The organism is Rhizobium sp. BK538 (genome assembly GCF_014197575.1).
Taxonomy (GTDB): domain Bacteria; phylum Pseudomonadota; class Alphaproteobacteria; order Rhizobiales; family Rhizobiaceae; genus Rhizobium.
Genome location: NZ_JACIFT010000014.1, coordinates 90,140 through 105,887, shown reverse-complemented (window position 1 = coordinate 105,887; position 15,748 = coordinate 90,140). Strand labels below are relative to the sequence as shown.

Annotated in this window: 12 protein-coding genes, 1 tRNA gene and 1 pseudogene; 12 read left to right on the top strand and 2 right to left on the bottom strand. The window is 58.6% G+C overall.

Features of this window, described 5'->3' with window-relative positions:
* Window positions 1-101 precede the first annotated feature (101 nt).
* The 10 genes from FHX09_RS18720 to rpoC all read left to right on the top strand — a co-directional run bounded on the left by FHX09_RS18720 (window position 102) and on the right by rpoC (window position 13,510).
* Entirely contained in the window at window positions 102-995 is an 894-nt protein-coding gene (locus tag FHX09_RS18720; protein WP_007791986.1) for an NAD(P)-dependent oxidoreductase, read from the top strand.
* A gap of 140 nt (window positions 996-1,135) precedes the next feature.
* Window positions 1,136-1,211: transfer RNA gene (locus FHX09_RS18715), tRNA-Trp, on the top strand.
* 190 nt (window positions 1,212-1,401) lie between these two features.
* The gene (gene secE / locus FHX09_RS18710) at window positions 1,402-1,602 is read left to right on the top strand and encodes a preprotein translocase subunit SecE (RefSeq protein ID WP_132592284.1); all 201 of its coding nucleotides are present in this window, start codon (window positions 1,402-1,404) and stop codon (window positions 1,600-1,602) included.
* Window positions 1,603-1,619: 17 nt separating this feature from the next.
* Entirely contained in the window at window positions 1,620-2,150 is a 531-nt protein-coding gene (gene nusG, locus FHX09_RS18705) for a transcription termination/antitermination protein NusG (RefSeq protein WP_007791989.1), read from the top strand.
* A 142-nt stretch (window positions 2,151-2,292) separates the two neighbouring features.
* Window positions 2,293-2,724: a 50S ribosomal protein L11 gene (gene rplK / locus FHX09_RS18700; protein WP_007791992.1), complete on the top strand. Its 432-nt coding sequence runs from the start codon at window positions 2,293-2,295 to the stop codon at window positions 2,722-2,724.
* A gap of 4 nt (window positions 2,725-2,728) precedes the next feature.
* Window positions 2,729-3,427: a 50S ribosomal protein L1 gene (rplA, locus tag FHX09_RS18695; protein WP_007791995.1), complete on the top strand. Its 699-nt coding sequence runs from the start codon at window positions 2,729-2,731 to the stop codon at window positions 3,425-3,427.
* Between the two features lie 330 nt (window positions 3,428-3,757).
* Window positions 3,758-4,276, top strand: coding sequence for a 50S ribosomal protein L10 (gene rplJ, locus FHX09_RS18690; protein ID WP_007791997.1), 519 nt, complete (start codon window positions 3,758-3,760; stop codon window positions 4,274-4,276).
* 58 nt (window positions 4,277-4,334) lie between these two features.
* Entirely contained in the window at window positions 4,335-4,715 is a 381-nt protein-coding gene (rplL, locus tag FHX09_RS18685; protein ID WP_007792000.1) for a 50S ribosomal protein L7/L12, read from the top strand.
* Window positions 4,716-4,972: 257 nt separating this feature from the next.
* Window positions 4,973-9,112: a DNA-directed RNA polymerase subunit beta gene (rpoB, locus tag FHX09_RS18680; protein WP_007792003.1), complete on the top strand. Its 4,140-nt coding sequence runs from the start codon at window positions 4,973-4,975 to the stop codon at window positions 9,110-9,112.
* A 186-nt stretch (window positions 9,113-9,298) separates the two neighbouring features.
* Window positions 9,299-13,510, top strand: a complete 4,212-nt coding sequence (gene rpoC / locus FHX09_RS18675) for a DNA-directed RNA polymerase subunit beta' (RefSeq protein ID WP_007792006.1) — start codon at window positions 9,299-9,301, stop codon at window positions 13,508-13,510.
* 97 nt (window positions 13,511-13,607) lie between these two features.
* Here rpoC and FHX09_RS18670 read toward each other — a convergent pair.
* Window positions 13,608-14,035 (bottom strand): annotated as a pseudogene (locus FHX09_RS18670) (NUDIX domain-containing protein).
* Window positions 14,036-14,042: 7 nt separating this feature from the next.
* Window positions 14,043-14,336, bottom strand: a complete 294-nt coding sequence (locus FHX09_RS18665; protein WP_007792012.1) for a hypothetical protein — start codon at window positions 14,334-14,336, stop codon at window positions 14,043-14,045.
* Window positions 14,337-14,821: 485 nt separating this feature from the next.
* On the opposite strand from FHX09_RS18665, the gene rpsL reads away from it, so the two are divergent.
* Window positions 14,822-15,193, top strand: coding sequence for a 30S ribosomal protein S12 (rpsL, locus tag FHX09_RS18660; protein WP_003547537.1), 372 nt, complete (start codon window positions 14,822-14,824; stop codon window positions 15,191-15,193).
* A gap of 76 nt (window positions 15,194-15,269) precedes the next feature.
* On the top strand, window positions 15,270-15,740 hold the full coding sequence (gene rpsG, locus FHX09_RS18655; RefSeq protein WP_007531641.1) for a 30S ribosomal protein S7: 471 nt from the start codon (window positions 15,270-15,272) through the stop codon (window positions 15,738-15,740).
* The last annotated feature ends 8 nt before the right edge of the window (window positions 15,741-15,748 follow it).

Here is a 15,748-nt window from a genome sequence, read left to right as displayed (position 1 = left end):
ATGGGGAAGTCGCCCATGGTGCCAACGCAATGCGAGCAGTGGTCTTGCGCTTGGGTGCAAAGCGTTTATCTATCCCTCCGATTTCATATGCGGAGGACACTATGAAAAAGCGTATTCTCTTCACAGGCGGTTCGGGCAAGGCGGGGCGCCATTCGGTGCCGTGGCTGGTTAACGCCGGCTACGAGGTTCACAACGTCGACTTGGTGCCGCTTGATAGCCCCGGTGTGACCAATCTGATTGCCGACATCACCGACAGCGGCCAGGTCTTCAATGCGCTTTCGATGCATCGCGACTTTCCGGACATGGATGCAGGGAAGGGCGTCCAGCCTTTCGACGCAGTAGTGCATTTCGCGGCGATCCCGCGCATCCTCATCAAGCCTGACAACGAGACCTTCCGCATCAACACGATGGGCACCTACAACGTCATCGAAGCGGCGGTGAAGCTCGGCATCCGCAAGATCATCGTCGCCTCGAGCGAGACGACCTACGGCGTCTGCTTTGCGGAAGGCCATCGCGACTTCCACCAGTTTCCGTTGGAGGAGGACTACGACGTCAATCCGATGGATTCCTATGGTCTCTCCAAGGTGCTGAACGAGACGACGGCCCGCGCCTTTGCCGAACGCTCCGGCTTCGACATCTACGCGCTGCGCATCGGCAATGTCATCGAGCCGCACGAGTACGAGAGGTTCCCGACCTATTTCGCTAATCCTGAAATGCGTAAGCGTATCGCCTGGAGCTATATCGACGCCCGCGACCTCGGGCAGATCTGCCATCTCTGCATTGAGAAGGACGGCTTGGGTTTCCAGGTCTTCAACGCCGCGAATGACACGGTCTCGGCCAATACGCCGTCGAGGGAGCTTGCTAAGCGATTCTATCCGAACGTGCCGTTCACGCGCGAAATCGGCGAATACGAGGGGCTGCTCTCCAACCGCAAGATCCGCGAAGTACTTGGATTCAAGGAAGAGCACGACTGGCGCAAATACGTGAAAGTCTGATCGCAGGCCTTTCCCGCGACGCAGGATTGGAAAAATAGAAAAACGCACTTGCCAATCCTGTGCTGCCGCCTTAAAGGGAGCGCCATGCTTGCAGTTGCGCTTCGCGGCCAGTCGGTCAAGAAGCTGAATGTAAAGCGTAAAGGGGTATAGCTCAGCTGGTAGAGCGGCGGTCTCCAAAACCGCAGGTCGGGGGTTCGAGCCCCTCTGCCCCTGCCATCTTTCTTGAACGAGTGGCGCGGATATCTCGCGGCGGTTCGGGACAGAAAGGCGACGTATGGCTAAGTTCGTTAAACTTCGGTTTCCCTCTTGTGCAATTGGGAATCGATGTTTATGTAGGGTTCAACAGACACGCGGTGCGTGGGGCTGATATGTTCAGCTTTACGCGCCGTAATTGCGTGGGCAGTCGATGGCATCCAAATCCAATCCGTTTGCGTTTCTGCAGCAGGTTCGCTCCGAGACGTCGAAAGTTACCTGGCCGTCGCGCCGCGAGACGATGATCTCGACGGTCATGGTGCTTGTAATGGTGATCTTTGCCGCGCTGTTCTTTTTTGCCGCTGACCAGCTCATTGGCTGGCTGTTGAGCTTCGTGCTTAACGTCGGCAATTGATCGGGTGGAGCAGTAACATGGCGGCACGTTGGTACATCGTCCACGCGTATTCGAATTTTGAAAAGAAGGTCGCGGAAGACATCGAGAATAAGGCTCGGCAGAAGGGCCTCGAGCATTTGTTCGAAAAAATTCTCGTTCCGACCGAGAAGGTGGTTGAAGTGCGTCGCGGCCGTAAGGTTGATTCCGAGCGCAAGTTCTTCCCGGGTTACGTTCTTGTTCGTGCCAATCTTACGGATGAAGCCTACCACCTGATCAAGAATACGCCGAAGGTCACTGGTTTCCTCGGCTCCGACAATAAGCCGGTTCCGATTCCGGACTATGAAGCTGAGCGTATTCTCGGTCAGGTTCAGGAAGGTGTCGAGCGGCCGAAGGCATCCGTTACCTTCGAGATCGGCGAGCAGGTCCGTGTCTCGGATGGTCCGTTCGCTTCGTTCAACGGCACGGTTCAGGATGTGGACGAAGAGCGTTCGCGCCTGAAGGTTGAAGTGTCGATCTTCGGCCGCGCTACGCCGGTCGAGCTGGAATACGCTCAGGTCGAAAAGGTCTGAGCGGGCGCGGTGTGAACCGCGAACCGCGTGGAAGGTGAGGGGTCTTAGCCGGACCCTGTGATCCGCACCACGCAACCGCAGCCGCCGGAGACATCCGGCATCACTGGCCGGGCAACCGGTCATCAATGAAAGGCAGAGAGATATGGCTAAGAAAGTTGCAGGCCAGCTCAAGCTTCAGGTCAAGGCAGGATCGGCAAACCCGTCCCCGCCAATCGGCCCGGCGCTTGGTCAGCGTGGCATTAACATCATGGAATTCTGCAAGGCGTTCAATGCCGCTACGCAGGAAATGGAAAAGGGTATGCCGATCCCGGTCGTCATTACCTACTACCAGGACAAGTCCTTCACCTTCGCGATGAAGCAGCCGCCGGTCAGCTACTGGCTGAAGAAGGAAGCGAAGATCACGTCTGGTTCGAAGACGCCTGGCAAGGGCGCCGTCGCCGGCAAGCTCACCAAGGCTCAGATCAAGTCGATCGCAGAAGCCAAGATGAAGGATCTGAATGCAGCGGACATCGAAGGTGCAATGGCGATGATCGAGGGCTCTGCCCGCGCCATGGGCCTGGAAGTGGTAGGATAAGACCATGGCTGGCAAGCGCACCAAGAAGATCAACGAAGGTGTTGATCCCACAAAGCTCTACGCTCTGAACCTTGCAATCGGCATGGTCAAGGAGCGCGCGGTTGCGAAGTTCGATGAAACCATCGAAGTCGCTATGAACCTCGGCGTTGATCCCCGTCACGCAGACCAGATGGTCCGCGGCGTTGTCAACCTGCCGAACGGCACGGGCCGCGACGTTCGCGTTGCTGTCTTCGCTCGTGGCGCCAAGGCTGATGAAGCCAAGGCAGCTGGCGCCGATATCGTCGGCGCTGAAGAGCTCGTTGAAATCGTCCAGGGCGGCAAGATCGATTTCGATCGCTGCATCGCGACCCCGGACATGATGCCGCTCGTCGGCCGCCTCGGTAAGGTTCTCGGCCCGCGTGGCATGATGCCGAACCCGAAGGTTGGTACGGTTACGATGGACGTTGCTGGTGCCGTCAAGGCATCCAAGGGCGGCGCTGTCGAGTTCCGCGTCGAAAAGGCTGGTATCGTTCATGCTGGCGTTGGCAAGGCATCCTTCGATGCCAAGGCTCTGGAAGAGAACATCCGTGCCTTCGCTGATGCAGTCATCAAGGCAAAGCCGGCTGGTGCGAAGGGCAACTACGTCAAGCGCGTAGCGATCTCCTCGACCATGGGCCCGGGCGTCAAGATCGACCCGTCGTCCGTTACGGCTCCGGCCGCTTAACAAGTTCGCCGGGCTTCTGCCCGGCTATAAAGAATTCCGGTCCCGCAAGGGGCCGGAGTATTCCGGAGAAATCCGGAATCCTGTCCGAGATTGCAGGTGGTTTTCCCTTAATCACTTCGCCTGCATGAGACGGGTAAGACCCGAATTGCATGAAGTACTGCTTCTAGGAATTTGGTTCGAGCCTTGGATGCCTTGTGCCTTCGGCCTTTCTTTGGCGCGAAGCGCGAGGGGACAGGATCCTCAAGCGTCGCTTGGGATCTCCTCTGATCCCAGGAGGCAAAGGCAACCCGGTAGGCCCCGTCAAAAGGTCCTGCCAACTGGAGATAGGCAGTGGAAAGAGCGGAAAAACGCGAATTCGTCACGGAACTGAACGAAGTCTTCAAGGCTTCGGGCTCGGTTGTCGTGGCCCACTATGCTGGTGCTACAGTCGCGCAGATGAACGACTTCCGTTCGAAGATGCGCGCAGCTGGCGGTACCGTCAAAGTCGCGAAGAACCGCCTGGCCAAGATCGCCCTTCAGGGTACGGAAGCGGAAGGGATTTCCAATCTCTTCACCGGTCAGACGCTGATTGCATACAGCACTGATCCGATCACCGCTCCGAAAGTCGTCGTGGATTTCGCCAAGGGCAACGACAAGATCGTTGTACTCGGCGGCGCCATGGGAACAACCACGCTCAACGCCGATGCAGTCAAGTCGCTTGCGACCCTGCCGTCGTTGGACGAACTGCGTGCGAAGCTGCTGGGCATGATCCAGACACCGGCTACCCGCATTGCAGGCGTTGTTGCAGCACCGGCAAGCCAGCTTGCTCGCGTGTTCTCGGCTTACGCCAAGAAGGACGAAGCCGCATAAGGCGGTTTTTTGCTGTTTATAAAACACCGGTTCGAACCGAACAAAAGGAACTGATAACATGGCTGATCTCGCAAAGATCGTAGACGACCTCTCCTCGCTGACCGTTCTGGAAGCAGCAGAGCTTTCTAAGCTTCTTGAAGAAAAGTGGGGCGTTTCCGCCGCTGCTCCGGTAGCTGTTGCTGCCGCTGCTGGTGGTGCAGGTGCTGCTGCTGCTGTTGAAGAAGAAAAGACTGAGTTCGACGTTATCCTGGCTGACGCCGGCGCTAACAAGATCAACGTCATCAAGGAAGTCCGCGCCATCACTGGTCTCGGCCTGAAGGAAGCTAAGGACCTCGTTGAGGCCGCTCCGAAGGCTGTCAAGGAAGGCGTTTCCAAGGCTGAAGCCGCTGACATCAAGAAGAAGCTTGAAGACGCCGGCGCTAAGGCTGACGTTAAGTAATCTTGAACTGCATTTGGGAGGTGGGATTTCCCGCCTCCCATTTGCCGTTTTCTGGAACGAATTACCCAAAAGCCGCTTAAAAACGGCTTTTGGGTAATGGGTTCTTCAAGAGGATGGTCTCGAACCGAGACGCGCAGGCGATCCGGCCTCGCAGTTCGGGAAGTGAGACGAGATTGAACTACTCATTGATTGACGGGGTCGACTGGCCATCGGTTCCCGTCCGTTGCAGGCCCGGATGCAATTTTGAAGGAGCGACGATGGCTCAGACCCTTTCATTCAATGGTCGTAGGCGCGTACGCAAGTTTTTCGGTAAGATCCCAGAAGTCGCAGAAATGCCAAACCTCATCGAGGTTCAAAAGGCATCGTATGATCAATTCCTGATGGTTGAAGAGCCCAAGGGCGGTCGCCCTGATGAGGGCCTTCAGGCTGTCTTCAAGTCCGTTTTCCCGATCACGGATTTCTCCGGCGCTTCCATGCTGGAATTCGTGTCCTACGAGTTCGAACCGCCGAAGTTCGACGTCGATGAATGCCGCCAGCGCGACCTGACCTACGCCGCGCCGCTGAAAGTTACTCTCCGTCTTATCGTGTTCGATATCGATGAAGATACGGGCGCGAAGTCCATCAAGGACATCAAGGAACAGTCGGTCTACATGGGCGACATGCCGCTCATGACCAACAACGGTACGTTCATCGTCAACGGCACCGAGCGCGTTATCGTGTCTCAGATGCACCGTTCGCCGGGCGTCTTCTTCGATCACGACAAGGGCAAAAGCCATTCGTCCGGCAAGCTGCTCTTCGCTGCCCGCGTGATTCCGTATCGCGGTTCCTGGCTCGACATCGAGTTCGACGCCAAGGACATCGTCTATGCCCGTATTGACCGCCGCCGAAAGATCCCCGTGACATCGCTGCTGATGGCGCTTGGCATGGACGGCGAAGAAATCCTGTCGACCTTCTACACGAAGTCCGACTATCAGCGCGACGGCAAGGGCTGGCGCATTCCGTTCAAGCCCGAAACCCTCAAGGGTGCCAAGGCGATCACCGAAATGGTTGACGCCGACACCGGTGAAGTCGTTGTCGAAGCCGGCAAGAAGCTGACGCCGCGTCTGCTCCGCCAGCTCGCCGACAAGGGCCTCAAGGCTCTGAAGGCAACCGACGAAGACCTGTACGGCAACTACCTCGCCGAAGACATCGTCAACTACTCGACGGGTGAAATCTACCTCGAGGCAGGTGATGAGATCGACGAGAAGACGCTGCCGATCATCCTGCAGAACGGTTTCGAAGAGATCCCGGTCCTCGGCATCGACCACATCAACGTCGGCGCCTACATCCGCAACACGCTGACTGCAGACAAGAACGAGAACCGTCAGGACGCTCTGTTCGACATCTACCGCGTCATGCGTCCCGGTGAACCGCCGACGATGGAATCGGCCGAAGCCATGTTCAACTCGCTGTTCTTCGATGCGGAGCGCTACGATCTCTCCGCCGTTGGTCGCGTGAAGATGAACATGCGTCTCGACCTCGACGTCGAAGACACTGTCCGCATCCTGCGCAAGGACGACATCCTGGCCGTGGTCAAGATGCTGGTCGAACTGCGCGACGGCAAGGGCGAAATCGACGACATCGACAACCTCGGCAACCGTCGCGTTCGCTCCGTCGGCGAACTGATGGAAAACCAGTACCGTCTCGGCCTGCTCCGTATGGAGCGCGCGATCAAGGAACGCATGTCCTCGATCGAAATCGACACGGTCATGCCGCAGGACCTGATCAACGCGAAGCCGGCAGCTGCTGCCGTTCGCGAATTCTTCGGCTCCTCGCAGCTCTCGCAGTTCATGGACCAGGTGAACCCGCTTTCGGAAATCACCCACAAGCGCCGTCTTTCGGCACTTGGCCCGGGTGGTCTGACCCGCGAGCGCGCAGGCTTCGAAGTCCGCGACGTTCATCCGACCCACTACGGCCGTATTTGCCCGATCGAAACGCCGGAAGGCCCGAACATCGGTCTGATCAACTCGCTGGCTACCTTCGCACGCGTCAACAAGTACGGCTTCATCGAAAGCCCGTACCGTCGCATCGTTGACGGCAAGGTGACGAACGACGTTCTTTACCTCTCTGCAATGGAAGAAGCGAAGTACTACGTCGCTCAGGCTAACGCCGAACTGTCTGCCGACGGCTCGTTCGTCGACGAATTCGTCGTTTGCCGTCACGCCGGCGAAGTTATGCTCGCTCCGCGCGACAGCATGAACCTGATGGACGTTTCGCCGAAGCAGGTCGTTTCGGTTGCTGCGGCTCTCATCCCGTTCCTGGAAAACGACGACGCCAACCGCGCTCTCATGGGCTCGAACATGCAGCGTCAGGCCGTTCCGCTGCTGCGTGCTGAAGCTCCGTTTGTCGGTACCGGCATGGAGCCGGTTGTCGCCCGCGACTCCGGTGCTGCTATCGGCGCCCGCCGCGGCGGCGTGGTCGACCAGGTCGACGCGACGCGTATCGTTATCCGTGCGACGGAAGACCTCGAAGCTGGCAAGTCCGGCGTCGACATTTACCGTCTGCAGAAGTTCCAGCGTTCGAACCAGAACACCTGCGTCAACCAGCGCCCGCTGGTAACCGTCGGTGACGTTGTCAACCGTGGCGACATCCTCGCCGACGGTCCGTCGACGGACCTGGGCGATCTCGCTCTCGGCCGTAACGCGCTCGTCGCGTTCATGCCGTGGAACGGCTACAACTACGAAGACTCGATCCTGCTCTCCGAGCGCATCGTTGCTGACGACGTGTTCACGTCCATCCACATCGAAGAGTTCGAAGTGATGGCCCGTGATACAAAGCTTGGTCCGGAAGAAATCACGCGCGACATTCCGAACGTTTCGGAAGAAGCGCTGAAGAACCTCGACGAAGCCGGTATCGTCTACATCGGCGCCGAAGTTCAGCCGGGCGATATCCTCGTCGGCAAGATCACGCCGAAGGGCGAAAGCCCGATGACGCCGGAAGAAAAGCTTCTGCGCGCCATCTTCGGTGAAAAGGCCTCGGACGTCCGCGACACCTCCATGCGCATGCCGCCCGGCACCTACGGCACGATCGTCGAAGTGCGCGTCTTCAATCGCCACGGCGTTGAGAAGGACGAGCGCGCGATGGCGATCGAGCGCGAAGAGATCGAGCGTCTTGCAAAGGACCGCGATGACGAGCAGGCGATCCTCGACCGTAACGTCTACGGCCGTCTGGTCGACATGCTGCGCGGCCAGGTCGCGATTGCTGGCCCGAAGGGCTTCAAAAAGGGCACCGAACTGGCGAACAACGTCGTTTCCGAATATCCCCGCTCGCAGTGGTGGATGTTTGCTGTTGAGGACGAAAAGGTCCAGGGCGAACTCGAAGCTCTCCGCGGCCAGTACGACGAATCCAAGTCGCGCCTTGAACAGCGCTTCATGGACAAGGTCGAGAAGGTCCAGCGCGGCGACGAAATGCCTCCGGGCGTCATGAAGATGGTTAAGGTCTTCGTTGCTGTTAAGCGCAAGATCCAGCCAGGCGACAAGATGGCAGGCCGTCACGGTAACAAGGGTGTCGTGTCGCGTATCGTTCCGGTCGAAGACATGCCGTTCCTGGAAGATGGTACGCACGTCGACGTCGTTCTGAACCCGCTGGGCGTGCCTTCTCGCATGAACGTCGGTCAGATCCTCGAGACGCACCTTGGCTGGGCTTGTGCCGGCATGGGCCGCCAGATCGGTGACATGCTGGAAGCCTACAAGGCCAGCGGCAACATCGAGCCGCTGCGCAAGACGATCGGCGACGTTGTCGGCGACGGTCCGAAGGCCGAACAGGTCAAGGACTTCGACGATGACTCGGTCCTTCGTCTGGCTGACCAGTGGAAGCGCGGCGTTTCGATTGCAACGCCGGTCTTCGACGGCGCTCATGAAGGTGACGTCAATGCGATGCTGGCTCTGGCCGGTCTCAAGGAAAGCGGTCAGTCGACGCTGTACGACGGCCGTACTGGTGAGCAGTTCGACCGCCAGGTGACGGTCGGCTACATCTACATGCTGAAGCTGAACCACTTGGTCGACGATAAGATCCACGCTCGCTCGATCGGTCCTTACTCGCTCGTTACCCAGCAGCCGCTGGGCGGCAAGGCGCAGTTCGGCGGTCAGCGCTTCGGCGAAATGGAAGTCTGGGCTCTGGAAGCATATGGTGCAGCCTACACGCTGCAGGAAATGCTGACGGTGAAGTCGGATGACGTCGCCGGCCGTACCAAGGTCTACGAAGCCATCGTCCGTGGCGACGATACGTTCGAAGCCGGTATTCCGGAAAGCTTCAACGTTCTCGTCAAGGAAATGCGCTCGCTTGGTCTCTCTGTCGAACTCGAGAATTCGAAGGTCGATGAGCAGCAGGCCAGCCAGTTGCCGGACGCCGCCGAGTAACCACTGATAGGGTGTGCGCTGCAACGCAGCGCACACCGTTCCCGCTCTGGCCCCGTGTGTGTCGGCCGAGCAGGGACGATTTCGCCGCATTCTGCGGTTATTGTCGTTTTGAGCGTTGGCGCGGCTCCCGGGATTTGCCGCCGTCCATGCAAGCTAAGGGCGCATCCGCCCATGAAGGAGACAGGCATGAACCAAGAGGTCATGAATCTTTTCAATCCGCAGGTGCCTGCACAGAACTTCGATTCCATCCGGATTTCGATTGCTTCTCCGGAGAAGATTCTTTCCTGGTCTTACGGTGAGATCAAGAAGCCGGAAACCATCAACTACCGTACGTTCAAGCCGGAACGCGACGGTCTCTTCTGCGCGCGCATCTTCGGACCGATCAAGGACTACGAGTGCCTGTGCGGCAAGTACAAGCGCATGAAGTACAAGGGCATCATCTGCGAAAAGTGCGGCGTTGAAGTTACGCTGTCGCGCGTTCGCCGTGAGCGCATGGGCCATATCGAGCTCGCCGCTCCGGTCGCCCACATCTGGTTCCTGAAGTCGCTGCCATCACGCATCTCGACGTTGCTCGACATGACGCTGAAGGATGTCGAGCGCGTTCTCTACTTCGAAAACTACATTGTCACCGAGCCGGGCCTCACCGCCCTCAAGGAGCACCAGCTCCTCTCGGAAGAAGAGTACATGCTGGCCGTCGACGAATACGGTGAAGACCAGTTCACGGCCATGATCGGCGCTGAGGCTATCTACGAGATGCTGGCCTCGATGAACCTCGAAAAGATCGCGGGCGATCTGCGCTCGGAGCTTGCCGACACGACGTCGGATCTCAAGCAGAAGAAGCTGATGAAGCGCCTGAAGATCGTCGAGAACTTCATGGAGTCGGGCAACCGTCCGGAATGGATGATCATGAAGGTCGTTCCGGTGATCCCGCCGGATCTGCGTCCGCTGGTTCCGCTCGACGGTGGTCGTTTCGCGACGTCGGACCTCAACGATCTGTACCGCCGCGTCATCAACCGTAACAACCGTCTGAAGCGCCTGATCGAACTGCGCGCTCCGGGCATCATCATCCGCAACGAAAAGCGCATGCTGCAGGAATCTGTAGACGCGCTGTTCGACAACGGCCGTCGCGGCCGCGTCATCACCGGCGCCAACAAGCGTCCGCTGAAGTCGCTGTCCGACATGCTGAAGGGCAAGCAGGGCCGCTTCCGTCAGAACCTGCTCGGCAAGCGCGTCGACTACTCCGGCCGTTCCGTCATCGTGACCGGTCCGGAACTCAAGCTGCACCAGTGCGGTCTTCCGAAGAAGATGGCGCTCGAGCTCTTCAAGCCGTTCATCTATGCCCGCCTCGACGCCAAGGGTTATTCCTCGACCGTCAAGCAGGCGAAGAAGCTGGTGGAAAAGGAAAAGCCTGAGGTTTGGGATATCCTCGACGAGGTCATCCGCGAGCATCCGGTTCTCCTGAACCGAGCACCGACGCTGCACCGTCTGGGCATCCAGGCCTTCGAACCTACCCTGGTCGAAGGCAAGGCGATCCAGTTGCATCCGCTCGTCTGCACGGCCTTTAACGCCGACTTCGACGGTGACCAGATGGCGGTTCACGTGCCGCTATCGCTCGAAGCTCAGCTCGAAGCCCGCGTTCTGATGATGTCGACGAACAACATCCTGCACCCTGCAAACGGTGCACCGATCATCGTTCCGTCACAGGACATGGTTCTCGGCCTCTACTATCTCTCGATCATGAACCAGAACGAGCCGGGCGAAGGTATGGCCTTCTCCGACCTCGGCGAACTGCATCATGCGCTTGAGACCAAGGTCGTCACGCTGCACACCAAGATCCGCGGCCGCTTCAAGTCGATCGGTGAGGACGGCAAGCCGTACTCGAAGATCTACGAAACGACTCCGGGCCGTCTGCTCATCGGTGAACTCCTGCCGAAGAACGGCAAGGTGACCTTCGACGTCTGCAACCAGGAAATGACCAAGAAGAACATCTCCAAGATGATCGACGCGGTCTACCGCCATTGCGGCCAGAAGGACACAGTCATTTTCTGCGACCGCATCATGCAGCTCGGCTTCAGCCATGCCTGCCGCGCCGGCATTTCGTTCGGCAAGGACGACATGGTCATTCCGGACACCAAGGCGAAGATCGTTGGTGACACCGAAAACCTGGTCAAGGAATACGAGCAGCAGTACAACGACGGTCTCATCACACAGGGCGAAAAGTACAACAAGGTTGTCGACGCCTGGGGCAAGGCCACCGAGAAGGTCGCCGAAGACATGATGGCCCGCATCAAGGCCGTCGAATTCGATGAAAAGACCGGTCGCCAGAAGCCGATGAACGCCATTTACATGATGTCGCACTCGGGCGCCCGCGGTTCTCCGAACCAGATGCGCCAGCTGGGCGGCATGCGCGGCCTCATGGCCAAGCCGTCGGGCGAAATCATCGAAACGCCGATCACCTCGAACTTCAAGGAAGGCCTGACCGTCAACGAGTACTTCAACTCGACGCACGGCGCCCGTAAGGGTCTCGCAGATACCGCCTTGAAGACCGCGAACTCTGGTTACCTGACCCGTCGTCTCGTCGACGTCGCACAGGATTGCATCGTCAACTCGGTGGATTGCGGCACCGACAAGGGCCTCACCATGACCGCCATCGTCGATGCCGGTCAGGTCGTGGCCTCGCTCGGCGCTCGTATCCTCGGCCGTACCGCGCTGGATGATATCGATCATCCGGTCACCGGCGAGCGTATCGTCGATGCCGGCAAGATGATCCTCGAGCCCGATGTCATCGAGATCGAAAAGGCTGGTATCCAGTCGATCCGCATCCGCTCGGCCCTGACCTGTGAAATCCAGACGGGTGTTTGCGCGGTCTGCTATGGTCGTGACCTTGCACGCGGTACGCCTGTCAACATGGGCGAAGCGGTCGGTGTTATCGCTGCTCAGTCGATCGGCGAGCCGGGCACTCAGCTCACCATGCGTACGTTCCACCTTGGTGGTACGGCAACGGTGGTCGACCAGTCGTTCCTGGAAGCTTCGTATGAAGGCACGGTTCAGATCAAGAACCGCAACCTGCTGCGCAACTCGGATGGCAACCTCGTTGCCATGGGCCGCAACATGACCGTCCAGATCCTGGACGAGCGTGGCGTCGAGCGCTCCTCGCAGCGCGTTGCCTATGGTTCGAAGCTGCATGTCGACGATGGCGACAAGGTCAAGCGTGGTCAGCGTCTGGCAGAGTGGGATCCCTACACCCGTCCGATGATGACGGAAGTGGCTGGTACCGTTCAGTTCGAAGACGTGGTCGACGGTCTCTCGGTTCTCGAAGCGACCGACGAATCCACAGGTATCACCAAGCGTCAGGTTATCGACTGGCGTTCGACCCCGCGTGGTTCGGACCTCAAGCCGGCAATCGTCATCAAGGATGCCAGTGGTAATGTCATGAAGCTGTCCCGCGGTGGTGACGCCCGCTTCCTGCTGTCGGTCGACGCGATCCTGTCGGTCGAGCCGGGCACGAAGGTGTCGCAGGGTGACGTGCTTGCACGTTCGCCGCTCGAAAGCGCCAAGACCAAGGACATCACCGGTGGTCTGCCGCGTGTTGCTGAACTGTTCGAAGCTCGTCGTCCGAAGGACCACGCCATCATCGCTGAGATCGATGGCACGATCCGCCTCGGCCGCGACTACAAGAACAAGCGTCGCGTCATCATCGAGCCGGCAGAAGACGGTGTTGAGCCTGTTGAATACCTGATCCCGAAGGGCAAACCCTTCCACCTTCAGGAAGGCGATTATATCGAAAAGGGTGACTACATCCTCGACGGTAACCCGGCTCCGCACGACATCCTGGCGATCAAGGGCGTCGAAGCTCTGGCTTCGTACCTCGTCAACGAAATCCAGGAAGTCTATCGCTTGCAGGGCGTTGTCATCAACGACAAGCACATCGAAGTGATTGTCCGTCAGATGCTGCAGAAGGTGGAAATCACCGATGCCGGCGACTCGACCTATATCGTCGGCGACAACGTCGACCGTATCGAGCTCGAAGACGTCAACGATACGCTGATCGAACAGGGCAAGAAGCCTGCTTACGGCGATCCGGTTCTGCTGGGTATCACCAAGGCGTCGCTGCAGACCCCGTCGTTCATCTCGGCTGCTTCGTTCCAGGAGACCACAAAGGTTCTCACGGAAGCTGCGATCGCCGGCAAGACCGACGGCCTACAGGGTCTGAAGGAAAACGTCATTGTTGGTCGCCTGATCCCGGCCGGTACCGGTGGCACGATGACGCAGATCCGCCGCATCGCTACGTCGCGCGACGAGATGATCCTCGAAGAACGCCGCAAGGGCACGGGCGCCGATGTTGCCACCCCGATGCTGCAGGATCTCGCGGGTGAGAGCGCACCGGCTGCCGAATAGTCGGCAGCTTGGTTCTCAGAATTGAATTAAAAAGCCGCCCGGAGTGATCCGGGCGGCTTTTGTTTTCGCGTTTTTTGTCAGGGTGAGTACGAGAGGCTCAGCCAAGTAGCGGTAAGAAGTGCTCCATGCCGTAGCCCAGCCGTGTGCGGGCGTCGTCGAAGCCAAGCCAGAAGAAGCAGAACAGGATCGGACTTCCGCCGCTGAACGGCGTCATTTCGCGATGCAACCAGCTGGCGGGTTGCTCACCTTCGACGGGAATGTGGAAGTAGTGCCGCCGGTGACAAAATTCGGTTCCGTCCTTGGAAAAGCGATAGTCATGAAAGATGAGCGGGCGAGGGGAGTTTCGGGCAGGATCCCGGTCTCTTCCGAGAACTCGCGAAGTGCCGCGGCGGCGATATCTTCGCCAGTCTCCACCGTGCCCCCCGGAACCTGAAGCGCGACCTCCGGGAAGTCGGGCTCATCGAAACCCAGCAGCCGGTCGCGCCAGGTGGCATAGATCAGCACCTTGAGCGCATCCGGCTCCATCGGGGTCTCAGCTGAAGCGGATGATCGCGACTTCGCCGTCGACGGCGCCCTGGTAGGCGGAGGCATGCGGCTCCTCTTCCGGGACTTCGGTCAGCATGCCGATCTGGTCGAGGTCCGCCTCGATGAAGCCTTCTTCGGCGAGAGCGTTCAGGGCCTCGCGCACGGCGCTGTCGTCATCGGCGGCCTTGAGCATGATGTGGAGGTCGACGCCGTCGCTGTCATCGGACTGATAGCCCTTGCCGATGATGATGAAGACCATCGGTCCTTCGGAATTGTTGTCATTGTCGGGAGCGGTAATCATCGGAGGTCCTTCGATTCGAGATTTGAATCTGATTTCATGCGCTTAGCGGCTGCAATCAGCGATTCCATAGCTGCTTTTTGCTCCAATGCTCAAGTTTATCTTGGCGGTCGGTGGCGAATTCGCCTAGAAGGCCCAAAAGAGCGCGCAATGGCCCGGTTTCAAGGCGTTCCGCCGAAGTTTATTTGTTAACGGCCTTGACGAGACGGCGGGAAACCAGTAGTACCCGCGCCATCCGGACCCATGTGAGGCATGGCCATTCGGGGCGACGCGCCCCGGAGATCACCTCAAACAAGGTTCGAAACGCACGTTGAAGATATGATGCCTGCACGCATGACGCATGTCTTTTGCGTCCTCTGCTCTCAGTGGTCCATCTGCGAAAGCGGATCGGGCCACGTTTTGCGCATTGAGACAAGCGTGTGATCTTGCCGGAGACGGCGCGAGTTACGCCCGCAAGGGATTGAGATATAAACGTAAGGGATGGTTGAATGCCTACCGTAAACCAGCTTATCCGCAAGCCGCGTCAGGCGAACGTAAAGCGTAATAAGGTTCCTGCCCTGCAGGAAAACCCTCAAAAGCGCGGCGTTTGCACCCGCGTCTACACGACGACGCCGAAGAAGCCGAACTCGGCTCTCCGTAAGGTCGCAAAGATCCGTCTGACCAACGGCTTCGAAGTCATTGGTTACATTCCCGGTGAAGGTCACAACCTTCAGGAACACTCTGTCGTCATGATCCGTGGCGGCCGTGTTAAGGACCTTCCGGGTGTCCGTTACCACATCATTCGCGGCGTTCTCGATACCCAGGGTGTCAAGAACCGCAAGCAGCGCCGTTCGAAGTACGGTGCGAAGCGTCCGAAGTAATTCGGTTTTGAAATCCCGGCGCTGCGCGAGGTCCTCCGCGTGGTAGAGCGTCTAAACCATTGAAGAGACGAGAAGTATGTCCCGACGTCACAGAGCAGAAAAGCGCGAGATCAACCCGGATCCGAAGTTCGGCGATCTGGTTGTTACCAAGTTCATGAATGCAATCATGCTTGACGGCAAGAAGTCTGTCGCAGAGAGCATTGTATACGGCGCATTCGACGCCGTGCAGGGCAAGTCCAAGCAGGAGCCGCTCGGCGTGTTCCATCAGGCTCTGGACAACGTTGCTCCGCACGTTGAAGTCCGTTCGCGCCGCGTTGGTGGTGCAACCTATCAGGTTCCGGTTGATGTTCGTCCGGAGCGCCGTCAGGCCCTGGCGATCCGCTGGCTGATTGCTGCTGCGCGCAAGCGCAACGAAACGACCATGGTCGACCGACTGTCGGGCGAGCTTCTCGATGCATCCAACAACCGTGGTTCCGCGGTCAAGAAGCGCGAAGACACGCACAAGATGGCTGATGCCAACCGTGCGTTCTCGCATTATCGCTGGTAATCCCGAAC

What these genes read in the sequence shown, in the direction of transcription:
- FHX09_RS18720 (WP_007791986.1), top strand. Translation starts at nt 102, where the DNA reads ATGAAAAAGCGTATTCTCTTCACAGGCGGTTCGGGCAAGGCGGGGCGC.
- secE (WP_132592284.1), top strand. Translation starts at nt 1,402, where the DNA reads ATGGCATCCAAATCCAATCCGTTTGCGTTTCTGCAGCAGGTTCGCTCC.
- nusG (WP_007791989.1), top strand. Translation starts at nt 1,620, where the DNA reads ATGGCGGCACGTTGGTACATCGTCCACGCGTATTCGAATTTTGAAAAG.
- rplK (WP_007791992.1), top strand. Translation starts at nt 2,293, where the DNA reads ATGGCTAAGAAAGTTGCAGGCCAGCTCAAGCTTCAGGTCAAGGCAGGA.
- rplA (WP_007791995.1), top strand. Translation starts at nt 2,729, where the DNA reads ATGGCTGGCAAGCGCACCAAGAAGATCAACGAAGGTGTTGATCCCACA.
- rplL (WP_007792000.1), top strand. Translation starts at nt 4,335, where the DNA reads ATGGCTGATCTCGCAAAGATCGTAGACGACCTCTCCTCGCTGACCGTT.
- rpoB (WP_007792003.1), top strand. Translation starts at nt 4,973, where the DNA reads ATGGCTCAGACCCTTTCATTCAATGGTCGTAGGCGCGTACGCAAGTTT.
- rpoC (WP_007792006.1), top strand. Translation starts at nt 9,299, where the DNA reads ATGAACCAAGAGGTCATGAATCTTTTCAATCCGCAGGTGCCTGCACAG.
- FHX09_RS18665 (WP_007792012.1), bottom strand. Translation starts at nt 14,336, where the DNA reads ATGATTACCGCTCCCGACAATGACAACAATTCCGAAGGACCGATGGTC.
- rpsL (WP_003547537.1), top strand. Translation starts at nt 14,822, where the DNA reads ATGCCTACCGTAAACCAGCTTATCCGCAAGCCGCGTCAGGCGAACGTA.
- rpsG (WP_007531641.1), top strand. Translation starts at nt 15,270, where the DNA reads ATGTCCCGACGTCACAGAGCAGAAAAGCGCGAGATCAACCCGGATCCG.